The sequence below is a fragment of the Pseudomonas sp. HK3 genome (genome assembly GCF_052920985.1).
Genome location: NZ_JBREXD010000003.1, coordinates 354,050 through 372,799, shown reverse-complemented (window position 1 = coordinate 372,799; position 18,750 = coordinate 354,050). Strand labels below are relative to the sequence as shown.

The following is an 18,750-nucleotide window of genomic DNA, read 5'->3' as shown; positions in this document are numbered from 1 at the left end:
ACTGCGTAGAGGTAATTAGTGGCGTTTGCAATGATGCAAAAAAACGCAAAAGAATGTCCATTCCTACGCCGGTATTAACCGGATCAGGTTCTAGGGGTTCGCAAAAAAGACATCTCAGGCCGAAGCCTCCCCCTGGATAAGGGGGATTCTACGTGATTTGTATATAGGAAAAAAGGACTAGAGCGACTTAGAAACCCTTTAGTGTTCGATCGCCAATGTCTGCGCTTTTTAAGCTGATGGTATTGCTATCGCCATTTTTCTGTTTGGTTTCTAATTTGATGAGTAAGTATTCATAGTCGATAGCAAACCAAATGCGAGTGGATTCTTTCTTGCTGCCTTTATCTAGAATGACTTCAACGGTATCAATCATACCCTGCTTGGTTTTGGTTTGTCCGCGCTTGGCGACTTTGAAGTCGTACTGTTTAAGGCGATTTTTGTACGCCACTGAATATGAGAACTCTGTTTTACCTGCGATTAAATCTAGACGTATTTGCTCCTGATAACTCAGATTGTCTTGTATGCCCAGTTTGAGCTCATAGTCTGCCCACTCTTCGCGCTCTGGTACAAATACTTGCTGTTTTTCCCAGTCAAAGGTTTGTGCTCTGCGCTTTTTTGATAAAAAGCCGGAGGTTTTATAGCGATAGTTATGGGGTTTTACGGTGTTGTTTTCGATACTGTATTGAGACTGTTCATGTAGGTCTGCAATGGAGGAGTATGCTTCGAATGTCAGTTGCCATAATCCGTTTTCGAGCTTGCTTAGTTGGCGACTGGCATCAACGGTAATAGGAAACCAGCCAGCTTTCCATGTGGCTTCATAGTTTGCTTTATAAGGGGAAAATTGTTGAAACGGTTTGTGTGTGTTTGTTGCTTCATTGCCCATGCTGGTTTGACTAATGAGAACAACAAAAAAGGTAACGATGATTTTATACAAAGCATCCTGCCTAAATGAATCGTGAATATGGGCTTGAGTATAAGCGCAGTTGCTGTGTCCGTGCCAGCAACTGGCTAGAAATGTCTGTTCTAATTTGCAATAAGCTGCACGCCAGACTCGGGTAGGGGTTGGTTGTCGAAGTAAGCATCGCCTTTGAGCATTGAGATGCGGCCCTCAACAAACCATTTAACCGCGATAGGATAAATGACGTGTTCTTGTTGCTGTACTCGTGTTTTCAGGCTGCCTTCAGTGTCGTCGTCTAAAACGGGCACCACGGCCTGAATCACATTTGGACCACCGTCTAGGTCTTCGCTGACAAAGTGCACGGTCACGCCGTGTTCTTTATCATTGGCTTCAAGGGCTCGCTTGTGAGTGTGCAAGCCTTTGTACTTAGGTAGCAAAGACGGATGTATATTGATTAGGCGGCCCTTATAGCGGCGTACAAAATCAGAGGTCAAAATGCGCATGAAGCCAGCTAAGACAATAAGATCAGGGCCAAATTGGTCGATCTCATGAATCAGCTTGCCATCAAACTCTTCACGAGTTGAAAAATCAGTGTGATCAACAACGGCGGTTGGGATGCCCATATTCGCTGCGCGATCAAGACCCATAACACCGGGGCGATTACTAATCACCGCTACAATCTCACCATCAATTTCTTTTTTCAGGCAAGCATCTGAGATTGCCTGAAAGTTACTGCCAGAGCCGGAAATTAAAACGACAATACGCGCAGGTTCTGCTTGTTCGGCTTTCACTGTGCTTATTCCTCGTCCACGCCTTTAACGATGACTAGCTCGTCACCTTCGCCTGCTTTTTCAATGCGGCCAACTAGGGTAGCGGTTTCGCCTTCTGCGTTCAGAATATCCATTGTGGCTTGAGCGTCTTTTTCATCAACCACGACAATCATGCCTAGGCCACAGTTAAAGGTAAGATGCATTTCATGCCAGTCGATATTGCCTTTTTCTTGTAACCAGTTGAACACAGCAGGGCGATCCCATGCGGCGCTATCAAGAATACACTTGGTGCCTTCTGGTAATACGCGAGGGATGTTTTCATACATGCCGCCGCCAGTGATGTGGCAGATAGAGTGCGCATCAATGGTTTCTAGCATTTTAAGAATTGGTTTAACGTAGATGCGAGTGGGTGCAAGTAGGGCATCACCCAGTGTTTGGCCGTCTAGGTCTTGGCTTAAGTCTGCACCTGATACTTCGATGACCTTACGGACAAGAGAGTAACCGTTTGAGTGAACGCCTGATGAGCGCAAACCAATAATGACATCGCCTGCTTTTACTTTGCTGCCGTCGATTAGCTCAGCTTTTTCAGCAACACCGACGCAGAAGCCTGCAAGGTCGTAGTCTTCGCCTTCATACATGCCAGGCATTTCAGCTGTCTCGCCACCCACTAATGCACAGCCAGATTGCAAGCAGCCTTCGCCAATGCCGGTAACAACGTTTGTTGCTACGTCTACGTTCAGCTTACCTGTTGCGTAGTAATCTAAGAAGAATAAAGGCTCGGCACCGCATACGATCAAATCGTTTACGCACATTGCCACAAGGTCGATGCCGATGGTGTCATGTTTGCCAAGGTCCATCGCTAAGCGTAACTTGGTGCCAACGCCGTCGGTGCCAGACACTAATACAGGTTCTTTGTATTTGGTCGGCAAGCTACACAGGCCAGCAAAGCCACCGATGCTGCTCATGACTTCAGGGCGACGGGTTTTCTTTACCACGCCTTTAATGTTATTAACAAGTGCGTTGCCAGCGTCAATGTCTACGCCTGCATCTTTATAACTAAGTGACTTGTTTTGCTCGCTCATATTAGGCAGCCCTTTTGTGCGGGAAAGTATCGATGAGTAAAAAAGGTCGCGGATTTTACCATCTAGTAAGCTTTTTATAAATCATACATGTGCTTTAGAAGGCATAATTTACACTTGGGGGCTGCATTTTTTCTCGAATTTGTCAGAATAGCCGCCAATTACAGGAATAAAGACCATCTAATGAAATTTCAACTGTGTTTTGCTGCACTTATTATATGCGCATCTTCTGTCTTGGCTAAGCCGGTATCGGGTTTGTATGACGCACGAGTGCCTGTGCCTGATCAACTATTAATCAGCCGCCAGCATGGTGCAAAGCAGGGCTTAATAGAAGTGCTACAAAAGGTGAGCGGTTTTGCGGTGCCCGCAGAAAATGAAGTCGTGATGAGGGCTTTAGATATAGCCGATCAATATTTGTATCAATATAGTTACGCTGCTGTGCAAAAGAGCGAATGGGATGCCTCTATTCCACCAGGTTCTAGCTGGTTAAAAATGCGGTTTGAAGCGCAATCGATCCAGCGCATTATCAAGCAAGCTAATCTGCCGTTATGGGGAAATAACCGTCCTACTGTTTTACTTTGGCTAATAAAAGAAGAAAGGGGTCGTTCTGTTTTAATTGATGGCGTAGAAGGCAGTGCTTATAAAGCAGTTGAAAATGCCAGTCAGGTGCGCGGTGTACCGGTTGTGTTACCTGTGTATGATCTAGAAGACTCCATTCGTTTACCTCAAGAGAGCTTATGGGGTTTGTTTTCAAGCTCTATTCTGGAGGCGAGCAAGCGATATGATGCTGAGTCTATTCTTGCGGCACGCGTTTATAAAAACAAAAAGGGCAACTGGGTTGGTCAATGGCGCTTCTATTTTAAAGAGCGCGAGTTTAATTATGAATTTGAAACCCAGGAGTTGAGCCAGCAAGTTTTGGCTGGTCTAAGTGCCTCGGGTGAAGTTTTGGCAAATGCGTTTGCTATTAAACCCAACGATGCTCGCAGTGACATACTCGCAATAAAAGTAAGTAATATTAAAAACTTGAAGCACTATGCGGCATTAGTAGATTACCTTGAAGGTTTAACGATTACTAAGCGAGTGTTTGTAGCGGGTGTAAAGGGGAATGATATGGACCTTGAGTTGCGCTTGAGCGGTAGTCTAGGGCAATTTAAGCAGGTTCTTACGCTAGACAGTAAGCTTATTGAGGCCAGCGAGCCTACTGAGAAAAGTTCAGAACAAGGTTTAGATCCGTTAATAGATAAAAAGATTCATTTTAACTGGCAACCGTAGGCTAAATGAAACGCACCATACTAAGATACTTGCCCAACATTATTACTGGTTTAAGGTTGCTGGCTGTGCTGCCTGTGGCTCTCTTACTTTGGTTTGGTGAGTACGAATGCGCGCTGATTGTCTTTGCGTTTGCGGGTGTATCGGATGGTGTGGATGGTTACTTAGCCCGACGCTTTGACTGGAAGAGCCACTGGGGTGCCATTATGGACCCTTTAGCCGATAAACTTTTATTGGTCACAACCGCTGCAGTATTAACGATCAAAGGACTATTGCCTCTTTGGTTGTTTGTGCTGGTTATGGGGCGCGATGTGATGTTGGTTGGCGGTGCTGCGCTTTATCGATTTTGGTTTGGTCCGTTTGAAGTGCGCCCCAGTATTCTCGGTAAAATGAGTACATTTATACAAATATTATTGGTCTTGAGCCTGCTTGTGCATATAGCGACAGGGCTTATGAGTGATGAGCAGATACAGTTTATGATTTTAATGTGTGCGGCCGTTACGCTTGCGAGTGGTGCCCACTATCTATTCGTTTGGGTAAGGAAGGCTATAAATGAGTAATGTTTTACAGTTAGGTTTAAAGCCACTGGCGATAGTCTTTGTATTGGTCTTATTTGGCTGGGTAATGCATCAGCTTGAGCCAGTATTAATGCCATTTGTCGCGGGTGCCTTGCTTGCCTACTTAGGCGACCCAGTTGCGGATCGATTAGAAGCGCGGGGCTTTAGTCGCACGTTGGCGGTGGTGACCTGTTTTGTTGTGTTAAGCATTATATTTTTGGGTGCTTTGATAGTGTTGGTGCCATTAGTATTGCACCAGCTTAAAGTAGTTTATGCGCAAGTGCCGGGGATCTTTGACTGGTTTAAAACCGAGGCTCAGCCCTTTCTAATCAACACGCTTGCCTTGGAGGCGGATGTGTTTGATGTCGACCATGTGCGTGAGAAGCTAATTAGCCAGTGGGGGAATGCGCAGGATGTATTGGCTTCAGTACTGTCAAAGGTAACGTCATCTGCAGGTACGTTTGTTGGTTTTTTAATTAATCTTACGCTGGTGCCGGTCGTGGGTTTTTACTTGTTAAGAGACTGGGATATCTTAATGGCTAAGCTGCACAAGCTGATCCCCGTTAAATACCAAGACACTTCAAGCAACTTGGGCCGCGAATGTAATGAGGTGGTTGGTGCCTTTTTACGTGGCCAATTATGGGTGATGGCAGCACTTGCACTTATTTATGGTATTGGATTGTGGATTGTGGGCTTAAAGCTGGCATTGTTGGTGGCGATTATTGCTGGCTTGGCCAGTATCGTACCTTATATGGGGTTTGCTATTGGTATTATGGCGGCCATGCTGGCTGGTTACTTCCAATTTGGCTTTGATTGGTCGTTATTTTTCATCTTAATTGTGTTTGGTGTGGGTCAGGCCATTGAATCTGTGCTTTTAACCCCCATTTTAGTGGGAGATAAGATAGGATTGCATCCTGTGGCCGTGATTTTTGCCATTATGGCGGGTGGTCAGTTGTTTGGATTCGTCGGAGTTATATTGGCGCTGCCCGTCTCAGCTATTATTGTGGTACTCTTACGCCATATACATGAAATTTATAAAGATACAGAGTTTTATTCGGAAAGCTGATGGCATCAATACAGGTTGTAGAGCAATTGCCCCTAAGAGTGCAGTTGCGTGATGAAGCTACATTTGAAAATTTTTACGCTAAGCAAGATCTGGAAGCCGTTGAGCAAATAAAGCTCGCCGCGAAAGGTGAAGGCGAGCAAAGCATTTACGTGAGCGGCCAAGCTGGCTCAGGTTGCAGTCATTTATTGCAAGCAGCCTGTCACGAGGCGCAAGCCTCTGGCTTAAACAGTGTTTACTTGCCACTTGAAGAGCTTGTGAGTTACTCACCTGCTGTGTTTGAGAGCTTAGAAGAGTTGCCCGTGATTGCGCTTGATAATCTGCAATCTGTTGCTGGTGACCCTATGTGGGAAGAAGCGCTTTTTCACATGTTTAACCGAGTGCGTGATGCAGGCGGGCGCATGATCTTTGCTGCTAATAAGCCGCTTGAAGAGCTCGGCATAAAGTTACCTGACTTGCTGTCTCGCTTGAAGTGGGGCCTTGTGTACGAGTTTGATGACCCTGATGAAGAATTCAAAATATCAGCCTTTCAATTGCGCGGCCATAATCGCGGTTTAGAGATTACTGCTGATGTTGCTAAGTATGTTGTTCGCCATATGAATGGTGAGATGGAGCAGGTCTTTGATGTGCTGCAGCAGCTCGATAACGCATCGTTAAGCGCTCAGCGAAAGCTAACACGGCCTTTTGTTAAGACCGTGATGGACTGGTAGCGTTAAGCGCCACTAGCCAGCGTAGTCTTCGATTAGTCCTGCTTCTAATAAGCGTGCATACAGTTCAAGACATGTGCGCACTTTTTCTTCTGGTACTTTTAGATCCAACAATAAGTTGGATGAAAGGTTTTCCAGCTCTTCTTGCAGTACCGCTTCTTGCATTTGAAATAGGTCTGTCATTGGCGCTATGTCAAAAGACGGTTCAGCGCCGTAAGCGCCATATAGCGTGCTTAGCCATTTTTCATAAAGAAAGGGCTCGCTGACAAAAACAGGCTGCTTATCAACGTCCTCAGAAAGCTCGCGGATAACATCCAGCACGGTTTCACCGACAAGCTCAATTTGATCGCGAGTGATACCGTGTCGATCTTCGTTTGAAGCGTCCCATTTATGCCACTCATCTTCAGGGCGAATCATGACATCTTTGAGCTGACCATCGGCAATTGACCAACAAGCCGCGATTGGATACGCATCTTCTTCGTAACTACTGCTCTCAAGGACTAGAAAACGTGGGTATTCCATATACAATCCTGTGCTAAGTAAATTGGAGTTAAAAATGGATAGAAAAGAAAGAGACTTTTACCAGCGCGACGCAGAAGATCAAGCATCTTTTTTAGAGCAAACCTGGTGTAACAATTGTCAACAAGTCGACCTAGGCATGAAAGAGCCAGTGGAATACGAACTTGATGGCATTATTATGATTGAAGGTAAGTGTAAAAAATGTGGTGAATCTGTCACCACTGAGCTTGCCGACGAAGACGATGAAAGTGAGTGGATCGATTAATTTCTCTTTCGTTTTCTAACTAAACTTAAACGCCACTTATTCAGTGGCGTTTTTTATTTGTTATTGGCGCTTTTTTAAGCGCGTGTACATGTTAGATGCCAAAAATTGAATCAGCGTCACAAACACACCGGTTGTGGCTAGGTTGCTTTGCTCTGCACCAAACACTGCCAAGATCCAGATAATAAAGTAAACCAAGCAGACATAGCTCATCCAAGCCATGCTGTTTTTGCTTTTCATGATTAATCCTGGGAGCAATACGAGCCAAGGAATGCCCTTCAATACAACCAGCAATAGCCCTGTGAAAATAGCCGCTGCCTTACTTAAATCTATATCAGGGCGATCAAATGTGCCTATGCCAAGTAAGACAAACTGTAATGCAAAGCACAGTAATGCCACATAATAACTGATTTTTAATGTATTCATTTAACTCTCTAAAGACCTTGTAAGCGCTTAGCGAGCATCGCAATACGCTTGCCTTGTGCTTGGCACAGTGCGATTTCTTCTTGGCTTAGGGGGAAGTTGCTTTGCTTGCCTGCAAAATGGCTTACACCATAGGGTGTACCGCCAGTCTGTGTGTCCATTAGCTCGGGTTCTGTGTAGGGCACACCCGCCATCACCATGCCGTGGTGCAACAAAGGCAGCATCATACTTAATAATGTGCTTTCTTGCCCGCCATGAAGGCTGGATGAACTGGTGAAAACCGCTGCTGGTTTATCGACAAGCTCGCCAGTAAGCCAAAGATTAGTGGTGCCATCTAAGAAGTATTTCATGGCGCTGGCCATATTGCCAAATCGTACAGGGCTGCCTAACACTAAGCCACTGCAATTACGCAGGTCTTCTTCGCTGCAATAAAGCGGGCCTGATTCTGGAATGTCACTTAATGTGCTTTGAGTATCCGCAGAGACACTGGGCACTGTGCGAATACGTGCTTCGATGCCATTTTTTTCAACGCCGCGGCCTATTTGCTCGGCCATTGCAGCAACGGCTCCGCTATGGCTGTAGTAAAGAACCAAAATATAGGGGCTGGCCACTATACGATCTCCAGTACATCTTCAGGTGGGCGACCTAGGCGGGCTTTGTCATTGTTGATGACAATAGGGCGTTGAATAAGTTTAGGCTCATTAACCATGGCGCTTATGAGGGCGTCATCACTTAACGTTTTGTCTTTTAGGTTTTGAGCTTTATAAGCGTCTTCTGAGTTACGCAGTAGTTCACGAGGTGTGATGCCCAGCTTGCCTAAAACAGCTTTGATCAGTTTGGCATTAGGCTTCTCATCTAAATATAAGAAGATGTCAGCCTTGATGTTTTTTTGTTCAAGTAACGCGAGGGTTTCTCTTGATTTTGAACAGCGTGGATTATGCCAAATCTCAATGGTCATGATGGGGGCTCGTTGCAAACTAATATAAAGGCGTTATTGTACTCATATTGAAGGGGAGTGCGAGTTTTGAATGTGAAGCAATTTGGGCGGTTTTGTTGGTTTTTAGTACTGCGCTTTGAAGGAAACGAGAATCGCAGTAACGCCGCGGAGCTTACATTTGTGACTTTGTTTGCGATTGTCCCTTTAATGGCATCTGGTTATGTGATGCTCACTTGGTTTCCGCAATACGCTTCGCTCGTCGATACGTTCCATGATTTTTTATTCAAGCATTTTGTGCCGGCCTCTGGCGATGCTATTCAAGTTTATTTGAGTGACTTCTCCCAGCAAGCTCGCAAATTAACATGGATAGGCTTAGTGATTTTACTATTCAGCGCATTGAGCTTAATGATGACGATCGAACGTTCTTTTAATCGAATTTGGCGGGTGAAAAGCGTTAGAGTTGGCCGTCGTGTTTTATTTTATTGGCTGGTGATTATTCTTGGGCCTGTATTACTGGGGGCCATGTTTTTAGTCAGTAGTTATTTATTGAGCTCTCATTTGTGGGTGCAGCATGTTGATTCGATTTTTCACTTTAACCAGTTGTTGTTTAAGTTTTTTCCGTTTTTACTTTCGATCATTACGCTGACGATTATGTATTATTTTTTGCCTACGAGTCAGGTTAGGCTCAAGCATGCGCTTATTGGTGGCTTGTGCAGCGCAGTGTTTTTAGAAGTGTGCAAGATGGGCTTTGTGAAAATGGTGTCGTTTTCTCCGTCTTATCAACTTATATACGGTGCATTTGCGGTGGTGCCACTATTTTTATTGTGGATTTTTGTTGCGTGGTGTGTGGTGTTATTTGGTGCGGAGTTGGTCCGAGCATTGCCGTTTGTGAATAAAGATATTAAGGGTGTGCAATCAAGTGACTTGGACTGGGCATTAATGATCATGCAGCAGTTAAAACTCACACACAGCGATAATAGAGTGACACGAGAGGCATTATGCCAAGCCCTGACCCTTGTGAATGTAGATGAGTGGGAGGCGGTTTTAGTTAAATTGATTGATAGTGAGTGGGTCGAGAGTTTCGATGATGAACTTTTTGTCACGGTTGACTTGAATGAGAAAATGGTTGGCGATTTAAGCGAGCTCATTCATGGTGAGCGCATTGATAAATTCGCTGTGAAAAATAAAAATACAGCTTGGTTTGATCAGCTTGATCCAGTTTTAAAACAGTTAAGAGAGCAAAAAAAAGCAGCCCTCGGGCTGCCTGTTTTAGCGGTCATTTAAGCGCTAATGTGTTTGATGGCTCTCGCTTAGTGCGCGGCTGTATTCTGCAAATGTTTTTGCCGCAGGGCTTGGGCTGAAAAAGATATTGAGCGAACGTGCAATGTGTCGGGCGCTGAATATGCCGCGAATGCATGTTTCGTCGCCATCTTTGCTTGTAACTAAAATATATTCACTGCCAATATCGTTAAGCGTATGCAATACATCGCCGATTTTCGATTGCAATACATCTTGAATGTCTAGCACGGGCATGTTTTCTACATCGCTCATTAAGTGACCAACTTTCACTTCACTGCGTTTCTTTTTTGTCTTGTTAATGAATTGAATTGGTTTTTCGCCTGATATATCAGCAGAAGAAATAAGACCAACGATTTGACCTTCTTTGTTATCGACCAATAGCATGCTTGTCTTTTCATTGGCCATTTGTTTTGTGGCCGATTCAAGTGAGGTGGTGGTATTGCAGATGGGGGCTTTTTCAAGTCGGTGGTCATTCATAACTGATATAGCTGAATCTTCTAAATTCAGCTCTTTATAGCCTCTGTCTGGGACGATCGAATGAGGCTGTGTATCAAGTTTGCTGAATTTAATGGTTTTATAGTTCTCTAGCATGGTGATTCCTCCGCGAGCACAGGGTAATCATAGTCAAAAACCGTCAGAAAGCTGCAAACCTTGAGTAATTTAAGGTAAAGAAATGTATTCCTGATTTGGCAGGGTTATCAGTTAAATAGTAATTGTGCGCAATTACTGATTGAGCACATCACTTTTAGTGGAGCCCGCAATGTTCATCGCTTCTTGAATTAAGTCGTAGGGTACGCTGAGCTCTAGCAATGTGTTTTGTAGATGGTTGGCCACCTTATCAAAGTGCTTTTCATTTAAGCCGATAGCAACAGGGCGAGCGTGTGCGGCACGCATGCCTTTGCCTGAATATTTATTCGGGCCGCCAAAAGCAACGGTTAAAAATGCTTTCTGCATTTTCTTTTGTCTATCCATGCTAATGCCATCAAAGAATGGCGACAGTGCGGTATCGTTTATGACTTTTTTATAAAAGATATCGACAGCGGCATCTAAGGCGGCATCGCCACCAATTTTTTCATATAACGAGGGCATGGGGATTTTCCTTAATATTCATCTGTATTAAGGAATAGACGAGTTAGTGGTGTTTTACCATTTAGCGTATGGATGTTCGCGAAATACTTTTAACGAACCAGCGGCGCTGCCAAGCGTTGAATACTTTTTCTGGGTATTTGGTTTTACCAAGGCTGCCGTTATAGCGAGCCAACGCACGGGTCCAATTGCCTTTTTCACGTTTTAGATAGTGAGCCAGTATGGCACAGCCGTATCTCAGGTTTGTTTTAAGGTCCATTAGGTTATCGTCTGGACGACCAATCTCATTGCGCCAAAATGGCATCACTTGCATGTAGCCTTGAGCGCCCACATAAGACAGGGCGTAGGGCTTAAAAGCGCTCTCAACTTGAATAACCGCCAGCACCATTTCTGGCGGTAGGTCATGTTCAGAGGCTGCATGATGTAAGTGAGTCAAAAACGAAACGCGAAAGCTTTTATCTTTGATGTAGCGGGCAAGGCGGGCCGACATGTCGACCATCCATACTTCGGCATCAAAGCGATCATTAAAGCTGCTGCTGGTGTTAATAGCGTGCTTTAAGTACTGCCTAAGTTCCGGGTCCACTTGGCCATGGGCAAAGTGGACGGACAAAAGCATAAAGCAGCCTAAAACAAAGCGCATACCTTAGCTAATGCCTAAAGCTGATTTTATGTGACTTAAAGCGTCTGCTACGTTCAGCTCAACGGCGTCTTCTTTTTGTTGGGCACGAGCCTTGTATTCAATGGTATCGTTTTTCAAGCCACGAGCACTAAAGACCATGCGATGAGGGATGCCCATTAACTCAGCGTCGGCAAACTTAACACCTGGGCTGGTTTTTTTATCGCGGTCATCAAGGAATACTTCGACGCCCAGTTTTGTAAGTGCTTCGTACAAGGCTTCGCTGTGTTTAATGACGTCTTCTGATTTGTTTGCATCGATTTGAACAATCGAGACTTGGAACGGCGCAATGGCTTCAGGCCAGATAATGCCGCGTTCATCGTGGTTTTGTTCGATAGCCGCTGCGACAACGCGAGATACACCAATGCCATAACAACCCATGGGCATAACCACACTTTTGCCATTTTCATCTAATACCGTTGCATTTAATGCTTCACTGTATGTGGTGCCTAGCTGGAAGATATGACCCACTTCAATACCACGTTTGATCTCCAGTGTGCCGTTGCCATCTGGGCTGATATCCCCTTCGACCACATTTCGAATGTCTTCGATACGAGTGATGTTTGCGTCACGCTCCCAGTTTGCACCTGTTAAGTGTTTACCGTCTTCATTGGCGCCGCATACAAAGTCAGCCATAACAGCTGCGCTGCGATCGACGATCACATCAATATTTAAATTGCATGGACCGATTGATCCAGGCTTGCAACCAAGCTGTGCAATGATGTCTTCTTCTTTTGCAAATGCTAAAGGAGAGGCGATGCCGGTTAGTTTTTCGGCTTTTAGGTCGTTCAGCTGGTGGTCGCCACGAACCACTAATGCAACAAGGGCAGGCTTCTTGCCCGCGTCTTTGTCTTTATCGCTCAGTTCGCCTTCAACAATGAGTGTTTTAACGATGCTCTGAGCGGTAATGTTTAAAAACGCACTGACGTCTTCGATGGTGTGTTGGTTTGGTGTGTCGATAGTGTGCAGCTCAGCATTTGGTGCAGAGCGTTCAGTGGCTGGTGCAACGGCCTCAGCAAGCTCAACGTTGGCTGCGTAATCAGAGTCATTGCTGAATGCAATGTCGTCTTCACCTGAGTCTGCCAATACATGAAACTCATGTGATAGGGCGCCGCCAATGGAGCCTGTGTCTGCCGCTACTGGGCGGAAGTTTAAGCCTAAGCGATTAAATACGTTGCAGTACGCCGTGTGCATGCGTTCATATGTTTCATTTAATGATTCATTGTTAGCATGAAAAGAGTAAGCGTCTTTCATTAAGAACTCACGGGCACGCATCACGCCGAAACGTGGGCGAGTTTCATCACGGAATTTTGTTTGAACTTGATAGAAGCTCATTGGTAGCTGGCGGTAGCTTTTTAATTCGTTACGGGCTAGATCGGTAATCACTTCTTCGTGAGTGGGGCCGATACAAAAATCACGATTTTGGCGATCTTTAATGCGCAGCAGTTCACCGCCATATTTGTACCAGCGACCGGTTTCTTGCCAAAGCTCAGCAGGTTGAACCGCTGGCATAAGAAGCTCTTGCGCGCCGGCGGCGTCCATTTCTTCACGAACGACTTTTTCAACTTTGCGCAGCGTTTTAAGGCCCAGTGGCAGCCAGGTGTAAAGACCGGATGCTAGTTGACGGATCATGCCCGCGCGCAGCATAAGCTGATGACTAATGACAACGGCGTCAGAAGGAGACTCTTTTAAGGTGGCAATTAAAAACTGGCTAGCGCGCATTTGGGTTCCAAGCGTATCTAAATTAATTGAGGTCAGGCCGTTGAATAGGACTATTCTAATGCCGACTCTTTACAAAACAGTCGCAAATTGTATGCTGCGCGGCCCTTAGACACAATTTTTTCATGATGCTTGAATACTTTAGATACAAACAAACCCCTGCTGGGACGGTCCTAAATGACAGATTGGTTGATAAATCATCTGATCTATTGGGTGTCAGTAGCTTTACGCTTGGCGAATTTGAGGTAAAGGCAAAAGGTGATTTCCCTGTTGGGGGTGATCTTTTGCTGCTGCCAGTAAAGGGGTCAAAGCAGCTAAGTATGCAATTGACGGTGATTGACGTGAGTCCATTGATTACTCCCATAGGTGCCTGGAGTGCACGGTGCAATGGGCCTGCACAAGCTCAATTTAATGTAAAGTTTGCTGAGATTACCTGTGATCAATGTCGCCAAGCTTATGCGTTAGAGTTTATTGATTTTAGTGGTGATACACAGGCTGATGCCATTGCAGGTATGAATAAGCAGGGCTGGAGTGCTAACCTTGCAGAGCAAATTTGCCCAAGTTGTCATGTAAAAGGAAAAGGTAAGGAATAAATTTTTATGACGGATATATCGTTTGATTTGATGCTGGATGCTAAAGGCTTAATGTGTCCTGAGCCCGTTATGATGCTGCACACTAAAGTAAAAGAGTTAGAGTCCGGCGGTGTGTTGAAGGTGTTAGCCACAGACCCCTCTACGAAGCGTGATATTGCAAAGTTCTGTAGCTTTCTGGGCTACACCTTGCTTTCGACAGCTGAGATAGATGATGTATTTCTGTTCTATATTGAAAAACCGTGATTGCAATCTTTCCTTAAATCATTAAAGTACTGTATTTAAATACAGTGTTAGCGCATATGGACGTAGTTATGTTGAATCCAGTGACCATTCAATACATGAGTCGAGAAGAAATAGAGCGTCTTTTGTTTAGCTTAAGTGCCACAAAAGAGAATGAAGAGGCGGCGGCATTTGAAGCGCTCGCGCGTCGATTATTACAGGTTGTTAGAAAAAGCCGTCGACTAGACGGCTTTTTGGTCTGATTTGTGTCAGTTAAAGCGATTTAGGTTTCGACTGGCCCACCATGACTTTGCTTGCTCAAGGCAAGATTCTTTTGTATCCCCTTTGCCCATTAACCGAGCCGTGTAGGCGAGGGTGCCTAAAATTGCTCCCATGCCGTACTCATCCTGTTCATCTGCCCAAGTGGTTTTTAAATTTTCAATTTCCAGTGTTTCTGGTTTTACATGACGCCTTGGGAAGATGGCGTCCCACTCTTCTTCAATCAGTTCGCCGTTAAAGCAGTGGTACATTCTTGCCACGCTGTCAGGGTTCATTTCGCATTCGCCACCTTCACCTTTCAAAATAGACAGGCGCTTGTAGCCAAGTAGCTCGGCGCTTTGCTGATGGGAAGGGCCGTAGCCCGGATGGAAGATACCTTGGCTGACAAATTCACAGTTAAGTGGATTAAGTAGTCTTGAGAAACTGTGCACAGGTGAGCGCAAGCCAAAGGTGTTGCGCAAGTCAATGATGCTTTGTAATTCAGGGCAAAGTATTGCCATGTCCATAAAACAAAAGTGTGTCTGCTTGAGTTGTTGCTCTGCTTCTTGCCAGTTTTTAGCGGGCTTGATACCAAGTCGTAATAGCGTGTCTTTGCTGTAAAGGCGACCTTCTGTGTGGCCGTCAGCGCCGTGCATAAATACTTTAACGCCATTGTCGGCCAGTGCCAGCGTTGCCAGTAAGTACCAAGGCAATTGACGACGCTTGCCTGCATAGCTCGACCAATCTAGGTCGGCGGTTAGGTGGCCCGGGATGTTACCTGCTAAATGGTTTTTTGTGGCTTGCGTAAAACCGGCCAGTTCATCAGCGTTTTCTTCTTTTACGCGCAATAGCATCATGAAAGCGCCAAGCTGAACGTCTTCTGTTTCGCCGCGTAAGATCATGCCCATGGCAGCGAGCGCTTCTTCATAGCTTAATGATCGAGAGCCTTTTCGGCCTTTACCAAGGATGCGCACATATTGTGCAAAAGGGTGTTCAGTTGTTGTCATTATAAGCAGTTCGCTGGTTTGGGAAGGCCTGCAATTTTGGCAGCAATTTTGGCAGGGCTTTCAGGAAATAAAGTCATTAAATAAATACTGTTGCCTTTTTCTGGGCCGAACGTATTTTTGATTAACTTAACAAAAGGGCGGTTGGCGATGGCTACTTCATGCTCGGCATAAAAATCTCGTAGCGTATGGATGATTTCAAAGTGTGCTGGCGATAATTGAATGTTTTCAGCGTGGGCGATCTCATGAGCCAGTGCTTCATTCCAATTATTTAAGTCAAGTAAAAAACCGTCATCATCAAAAAGTGGTGCGTCCATATTTAATACCAGCTAATAACGTTGTTTGAATGTGCACACAGCTCGACAAATTCAGTGTAATTAATTGTTTGTAAATGATCGATCGCGTCAACACCTCTGGCGCGTAAGTCATCTGTAAGGGCGTAAATTTTGTTGCTTGCGGTGCTATTGGCTAAGTCTATGAATGCCTTGTCTTTGCATGCATAAACCCCATCTTGCATTAGCAATACGCTGTCATTGGTGTTGATAATGGCCAGACAGTCTTTTAATGCTGAGTTTGAGAATGGACTTTTTTGAATTAAGTGAAGTGTCATTTAAAACCCTATGACCTTGGTATGCTGCTCAATGATTACCTTACCTTGAGCACGAGTAATAATGTTTACGTTGTCCATAATCTGCGAGTGCTCAATTGAGCGCTCGCTTAGATCTTCTTCGATTACAAATAAATTTTCGATGTCATATAGCGGCAGTACTTCAAGCGCACTGGCATGATTCTTTAGCTCAATGGCCTTACTATCTTGATTGTTTAATAATTGAAATACGCCATCACCTAAAAATAAAATGGTTAGGTTTTGATCGTAAGCCGCGCTTGTTAAAATAAAGTCGAGGCCTTCTCTTGCAATGCTTGACCCATAAGGCGCGTGTCGCTGCAAAATTAAAATGTCGTGTGTAGTGTTGATTGTGTTCATTAGCCGAATGTTACTATTTGGTCTGAGTGAATTTGCGCATCGAGCAATTGCCCAAGACCAGAGAGCTCGAACGGGGCGCTCACATTATGCTGTGCTTTCTGATATCGCCTGGCTTCGGCTTCATCTAATACACCGCGTTTAAGTGCGGCTGCAATACAGGTGACAAGATCAATATTGTTGTCTTGTGATAACTGTTGCCATTCATGATTAATGTTCACTTCATCTTGCGGAGGGCTTTGCAGTTGGCTTGCGCTTATTACGCCGTCATTGTAAAAAAATACGCGATAAATTTGATGGTTTGATGCAATGCAGGCCTTGGCAAATTTCAAAGCACTTAAATTACTTTGCGAAGAGTAGGGTGCAGCCATTACCAGAATTGAAAATTTCATAATAAAATCGAGTTCATTAAAAAAGGAGGGTTGCCCCTCCTTTATTTTGTTTCAACTAACGAATTAATCGTTTGATGCACCAAGAAATGTGAAGCAAGCTAGTAAACATATTGTAGATGTTTAGGTATAAGCCAACAGTTGCCATGATGTAGTTGGTTTGCTCGCCGCGAATAATGCTGCTTGTGTCATATAGAATGAAACCAGACATGAGCAGTACAACCGCACCCGAGATCGCCAAAGAGAAAGCGGAAACATCAATACCAAATGCCCAAGATGCGATCATCGCGCCAATTGCACCAACGATTACTAGGATTAGGCCTGTAAATAAGAAGCCACGCATAAAGGTAAAGTCTTTCTTAGTGGTCGTCACGTAAGCAGAAAGTGCGAAGAAGATGATAGCGGTACCACCTAGTGCTTGCATGACAATCTCAGTTCCGCCTTGCATGGCAAGATAGCGATTTAGGATTGGACCAAGAGATGCACCCAGTAGACCTGTGAATAAAAACACAACTGGCAAGCCCATTGAAGAGTTAGCCACTTTTGGCAATACAAACCATACAATGACAATTGCAGCGATAGACATAATCATAGCTGCGCCATGACCAAGGCCTAAAGACATTGAGATGCCGGCTGTGATGGCACTAAATGCTAGTGTCATAGCTAATAGCATATAAGTGTTGCGCAATACTTTCATTGCGCCGGTTGAGTCTACTTGCTGGTGGGCAAGAGTTTGTTGATCCATTTTGTGTTGCTCCAGTTTGTTGTATTAACTATCTAGTGCAGATAATAGGGTTGTTACAGGGAAATTCAAGCATTCTCCTTACTATATTGACTAAGTATTTTAGCGGTAGTTCTGGCTAAGTTACTAAAAAGTAAGATTTTTTTGTTCTTATTGTTGACACCAAATCTGAAACGGGTAATATGCGTCTCGCTCACAGCGGAGGGGTGGCTGAGTGGTCGAAAGCACCGGTCTTGAAAACCGGCGACGGCTTATACCCGTCCTAGGGTTCAAATCCCTACTCCTCCGCCATTTATTTTAAAAACCAGATTCGAAAGAATCTGGTTTTTTTACGTCTAAAGAAAAGTAAAAAAGAGATTATTTGTGACGAAGCGCCTGAATATGGGCGTGTGCACTGTTGGCAAGGGCTTGAAGGTTGTAGCCACCTTCAAGCATAGAAACGATTCGTCCCTGGCTGTGGTCTTTCGCTAAGCTCATTGTGAGCTTGGTTAGCCATGAGTAATCATCATCTATTAAGTCAAGCTCACCCATTGGGTCGTCTGTGTGTGCATCAAAGCCGGCTGATACAAGAATTAAGTCCGGCTTGAACCAAGAGGCGGCCTTAATGACTCTTGGCTCTACGAGCCTTCGGTATTGTGTGCTGGCTGTTTGTGCTTCGATTGGAATATTAATGATGTTTTCAGATTTGATATTCCAGTGGGAATTAGGAAAACAAGGGTGCTGAAAGCTGCTGATGACCATGACGTCTTCGCGGTCTTTAAATATTTCAATTGTGCCGTTACCTTGGTGTACATCAAAATCAAAGATCAGTACTTTTTTTATGCCCGGCTTCGTTAATGCGTATTGCGCGGCAAGTGCTACATTATTTACAAAGCAAAACCCCATTGTTTTATTGGGCTCGGCATGATGCCCAGGTGGCCTGATGGCACAAAATGCATTTTTAAAATTACCAGCAAGCACTTGATCAACCGCTTGAATGCCTGAGCCTGCAGCTTCTTCTGCTGCCCCGAGCGTATTAAATGTGAGTGGCGTATCGGGGTCGGCTAAAATCATGCCTTTTGCTGGGCTGATTTGATAAAGCTGATCAATATAGCCCGCCTTGTGGACCATTTTAAATAACTCTCTAGAGGCAGGCGTTGCTGTTTGTATTGTTAGGTCTTGCCATAGGCCTGTTTGGCGCAGGCGTGTTTCGACTGCCAAGCTTCTAAGTGGGCTTTCAGGGTGACTTGGTGGCACCGAATGTTGGTCAAAATGTGTATGGTGTATAAATAATGTAGATGACATGCATGAATAGCTTGAGGC

Annotated in this window: 27 protein-coding genes, 1 tRNA gene and 1 riboswitch; of the genes, 10 read left to right on the top strand and 18 right to left on the bottom strand. The window is 44.7% G+C overall.

Features of this window, described 5'->3' with window-relative positions:
- Nucleotides 1–43 precede the first annotated feature (43 nt).
- A riboswitch (TPP riboswitch) is annotated at nucleotides 44–143 on the bottom strand.
- Nucleotides 144–187: 44 nt separating this feature from the next.
- The 3 genes from ACU6U9_RS17090 to purM all read right to left on the bottom strand — a co-directional run bounded on the left by ACU6U9_RS17090 (nucleotide 188) and on the right by purM (nucleotide 2,747).
- The gene (locus ACU6U9_RS17090; RefSeq protein WP_446736212.1) at nucleotides 188–931 is read right to left on the bottom strand and encodes a DUF3108 domain-containing protein; all 744 of its coding nucleotides are present in this window, start codon (nucleotides 929–931) and stop codon (nucleotides 188–190) included.
- An 89-nt stretch (nucleotides 932–1,020) separates the two neighbouring features.
- On the bottom strand, nucleotides 1,021–1,686 hold the full coding sequence (gene purN / locus ACU6U9_RS17085) for a phosphoribosylglycinamide formyltransferase (RefSeq protein ID WP_446736211.1): 666 nt from the start codon (nucleotides 1,684–1,686) through the stop codon (nucleotides 1,021–1,023).
- Between the two features lie 5 nt (nucleotides 1,687–1,691).
- A complete protein-coding gene (purM, locus tag ACU6U9_RS17080; RefSeq protein ID WP_446736210.1) occupies nucleotides 1,692–2,747 on the bottom strand; it encodes a phosphoribosylformylglycinamidine cyclo-ligase in 1,056 nt (351 codons plus the stop codon).
- A 180-nt stretch (nucleotides 2,748–2,927) separates the two neighbouring features.
- Between purM and ACU6U9_RS17075 the strand changes: the two genes are divergently transcribed.
- The 4 genes from ACU6U9_RS17075 to hda are packed head-to-tail and all read left to right on the top strand — an operon-like array spanning nucleotide 2,928 to nucleotide 6,343.
- Nucleotides 2,928–4,016 carry a DUF2066 domain-containing protein gene (locus ACU6U9_RS17075; protein WP_446736209.1) on the top strand — a complete coding sequence of 363 codons (1,089 nt, stop codon included), beginning with the start codon at nucleotides 2,928–2,930 and terminating at the stop codon, nucleotides 4,014–4,016.
- A 5-nt stretch (nucleotides 4,017–4,021) separates the two neighbouring features.
- Nucleotides 4,022–4,573: a CDP-alcohol phosphatidyltransferase family protein gene (locus ACU6U9_RS17070; protein ID WP_446736208.1), complete on the top strand. Its 552-nt coding sequence runs from the start codon at nucleotides 4,022–4,024 to the stop codon at nucleotides 4,571–4,573.
- Nucleotides 4,566–5,636: an AI-2E family transporter gene (locus ACU6U9_RS17065; protein WP_446736207.1), complete on the top strand. Its 1,071-nt coding sequence runs from the start codon at nucleotides 4,566–4,568 to the stop codon at nucleotides 5,634–5,636. The genes ACU6U9_RS17070 and ACU6U9_RS17065 overlap by 8 nt, the downstream gene beginning before the upstream one ends.
- Nucleotides 5,636–6,343 carry a DnaA regulatory inactivator Hda gene (gene hda, locus ACU6U9_RS17060; protein ID WP_446736206.1) on the top strand — a complete coding sequence of 236 codons (708 nt, stop codon included), beginning with the start codon at nucleotides 5,636–5,638 and terminating at the stop codon, nucleotides 6,341–6,343. Before ACU6U9_RS17065 ends, hda begins: the two co-directional genes overlap by 1 nt.
- Nucleotides 6,344–6,355: 12 nt before the next feature.
- On the opposite strand, the gene ACU6U9_RS17055 is transcribed toward hda, so the two are convergent.
- Nucleotides 6,356–6,862, bottom strand: a complete 507-nt coding sequence (locus ACU6U9_RS17055; protein ID WP_446736205.1) for a hypothetical protein — start codon at nucleotides 6,860–6,862, stop codon at nucleotides 6,356–6,358.
- A gap of 34 nt (nucleotides 6,863–6,896) precedes the next feature.
- Here ACU6U9_RS17055 and ACU6U9_RS17050 point away from each other — a divergent pair, with 34 nt between their 5' ends.
- Nucleotides 6,897–7,124 (top strand): hypothetical protein, encoded by a 228-nt coding sequence (locus ACU6U9_RS17050; RefSeq protein ID WP_446736204.1) that lies wholly within the window; start codon nucleotides 6,897–6,899, stop codon nucleotides 7,122–7,124.
- A 60-nt stretch (nucleotides 7,125–7,184) separates the two neighbouring features.
- Here ACU6U9_RS17050 and ACU6U9_RS17045 read toward each other — a convergent pair whose 3' ends face one another.
- From ACU6U9_RS17045 to arsC, 3 genes are read right to left on the bottom strand one after another with little or no spacing between them, the layout of a single operon-like run.
- Nucleotides 7,185–7,547 (bottom strand): DUF2069 domain-containing protein, encoded by a 363-nt coding sequence (locus tag ACU6U9_RS17045; RefSeq protein WP_446736203.1) that lies wholly within the window; start codon nucleotides 7,545–7,547, stop codon nucleotides 7,185–7,187.
- Nucleotides 7,548–7,555: 8 nt separating this feature from the next.
- Nucleotides 7,556–8,155 (bottom strand): NAD(P)H:quinone oxidoreductase, encoded by a 600-nt coding sequence (gene wrbA, locus ACU6U9_RS17040; protein WP_446736202.1) that lies wholly within the window; start codon nucleotides 8,153–8,155, stop codon nucleotides 7,556–7,558.
- On the bottom strand, nucleotides 8,155–8,505 hold the full coding sequence (arsC, locus tag ACU6U9_RS17035) for an arsenate reductase (glutaredoxin) (protein ID WP_446737192.1): 351 nt from the start codon (nucleotides 8,503–8,505) through the stop codon (nucleotides 8,155–8,157). Before arsC ends, wrbA begins: the two co-directional genes overlap by 1 nt.
- A gap of 69 nt (nucleotides 8,506–8,574) precedes the next feature.
- Here arsC and ACU6U9_RS17030 point away from each other — a divergent pair, with 69 nt between their 5' ends.
- Entirely contained in the window at nucleotides 8,575–9,765 is a 1,191-nt protein-coding gene (locus ACU6U9_RS17030) for a YihY family inner membrane protein (protein WP_446737191.1), read from the top strand.
- A 3-nt stretch (nucleotides 9,766–9,768) separates the two neighbouring features.
- Here ACU6U9_RS17030 and ACU6U9_RS17025 read toward each other — a convergent pair whose 3' ends face one another.
- The 4 genes from ACU6U9_RS17025 to ACU6U9_RS17010 all read right to left on the bottom strand — a co-directional run bounded on the left by ACU6U9_RS17025 (nucleotide 9,769) and on the right by ACU6U9_RS17010 (nucleotide 13,264).
- Entirely contained in the window at nucleotides 9,769–10,371 is a 603-nt protein-coding gene (locus ACU6U9_RS17025; RefSeq protein ID WP_446736201.1) for a CBS domain-containing protein, read from the bottom strand.
- 132 nt (nucleotides 10,372–10,503) lie between these two features.
- Nucleotides 10,504–10,869: a group I truncated hemoglobin gene (locus tag ACU6U9_RS17020; protein ID WP_446736200.1), complete on the bottom strand. Its 366-nt coding sequence runs from the start codon at nucleotides 10,867–10,869 to the stop codon at nucleotides 10,504–10,506.
- A gap of 61 nt (nucleotides 10,870–10,930) precedes the next feature.
- Nucleotides 10,931–11,482, bottom strand: coding sequence for a lytic transglycosylase domain-containing protein (locus ACU6U9_RS17015; RefSeq protein ID WP_446736199.1), 552 nt, complete (start codon nucleotides 11,480–11,482; stop codon nucleotides 10,931–10,933).
- Nucleotides 11,483–11,509: 27 nt separating this feature from the next.
- Nucleotides 11,510–13,264 (bottom strand): proline--tRNA ligase, encoded by a 1,755-nt coding sequence (locus tag ACU6U9_RS17010; RefSeq protein WP_446736198.1) that lies wholly within the window; start codon nucleotides 13,262–13,264, stop codon nucleotides 11,510–11,512.
- Nucleotides 13,265–13,386: 122 nt separating this feature from the next.
- On the opposite strand from ACU6U9_RS17010, the gene ACU6U9_RS17005 reads away from it, so the two are divergent.
- The 3 genes from ACU6U9_RS17005 to ACU6U9_RS16995 all read left to right on the top strand — a co-directional run bounded on the left by ACU6U9_RS17005 (nucleotide 13,387) and on the right by ACU6U9_RS16995 (nucleotide 14,336).
- A complete protein-coding gene (locus ACU6U9_RS17005; protein ID WP_446736197.1) occupies nucleotides 13,387–13,854 on the top strand; it encodes a hypothetical protein in 468 nt (155 codons plus the stop codon).
- Between the two features lie 6 nt (nucleotides 13,855–13,860).
- On the top strand, nucleotides 13,861–14,097 hold the full coding sequence (gene tusA, locus ACU6U9_RS17000; protein ID WP_446736196.1) for a sulfurtransferase TusA: 237 nt from the start codon (nucleotides 13,861–13,863) through the stop codon (nucleotides 14,095–14,097).
- Between the two features lie 68 nt (nucleotides 14,098–14,165).
- Nucleotides 14,166–14,336, top strand: a complete 171-nt coding sequence (locus ACU6U9_RS16995) for a hypothetical protein (RefSeq protein ID WP_446736195.1) — start codon at nucleotides 14,166–14,168, stop codon at nucleotides 14,334–14,336.
- A 6-nt stretch (nucleotides 14,337–14,342) separates the two neighbouring features.
- On the opposite strand, the gene ACU6U9_RS16990 is transcribed toward ACU6U9_RS16995, so the two are convergent.
- Genes ACU6U9_RS16990 through ACU6U9_RS16965 form a run of 6 tightly spaced genes read right to left on the bottom strand, consistent with a single transcriptional unit; the run spans nucleotide 14,343 to nucleotide 17,451 of the window.
- Entirely contained in the window at nucleotides 14,343–15,347 is a 1,005-nt protein-coding gene (locus tag ACU6U9_RS16990; RefSeq protein WP_446737190.1) for a glycosyl transferase family protein, read from the bottom strand.
- A complete protein-coding gene (locus tag ACU6U9_RS16985) occupies nucleotides 15,338–15,652 on the bottom strand; it encodes a TusE/DsrC/DsvC family sulfur relay protein (RefSeq protein ID WP_446736194.1) in 315 nt (104 codons plus the stop codon). Before ACU6U9_RS16985 ends, ACU6U9_RS16990 begins: the two co-directional genes overlap by 10 nt.
- Before the next feature lie 2 nt (nucleotides 15,653–15,654).
- Nucleotides 15,655–15,945: a sulfurtransferase complex subunit TusB gene (gene tusB, locus ACU6U9_RS16980; protein WP_446736193.1), complete on the bottom strand. Its 291-nt coding sequence runs from the start codon at nucleotides 15,943–15,945 to the stop codon at nucleotides 15,655–15,657.
- Nucleotides 15,946–16,320 (bottom strand): sulfurtransferase complex subunit TusC, encoded by a 375-nt coding sequence (tusC, locus tag ACU6U9_RS16975; RefSeq protein ID WP_446736192.1) that lies wholly within the window; start codon nucleotides 16,318–16,320, stop codon nucleotides 15,946–15,948.
- The gene (gene tusD, locus ACU6U9_RS16970) at nucleotides 16,320–16,709 is read right to left on the bottom strand and encodes a sulfurtransferase complex subunit TusD (RefSeq protein WP_446736191.1); all 390 of its coding nucleotides are present in this window, start codon (nucleotides 16,707–16,709) and stop codon (nucleotides 16,320–16,322) included. Before tusD ends, tusC begins: the two co-directional genes overlap by 1 nt.
- Before the next feature lie 55 nt (nucleotides 16,710–16,764).
- Nucleotides 16,765–17,451, bottom strand: coding sequence for a Bax inhibitor-1/YccA family protein (locus ACU6U9_RS16965; RefSeq protein WP_446736190.1), 687 nt, complete (start codon nucleotides 17,449–17,451; stop codon nucleotides 16,765–16,767).
- A 197-nt stretch (nucleotides 17,452–17,648) separates the two neighbouring features.
- Between ACU6U9_RS16965 and ACU6U9_RS16960 the strand changes: the two genes are divergently transcribed.
- Nucleotides 17,649–17,739 (top strand) — tRNA-Ser (locus ACU6U9_RS16960).
- Nucleotides 17,740–17,805: 66 nt separating this feature from the next.
- Here ACU6U9_RS16960 and ACU6U9_RS16955 read toward each other — a convergent pair.
- Nucleotides 17,806–18,732: a histone deacetylase family protein gene (locus tag ACU6U9_RS16955; protein ID WP_446736189.1), complete on the bottom strand. Its 927-nt coding sequence runs from the start codon at nucleotides 18,730–18,732 to the stop codon at nucleotides 17,806–17,808.
- Nucleotides 18,733–18,750: the final 18 nt, after the last annotated feature.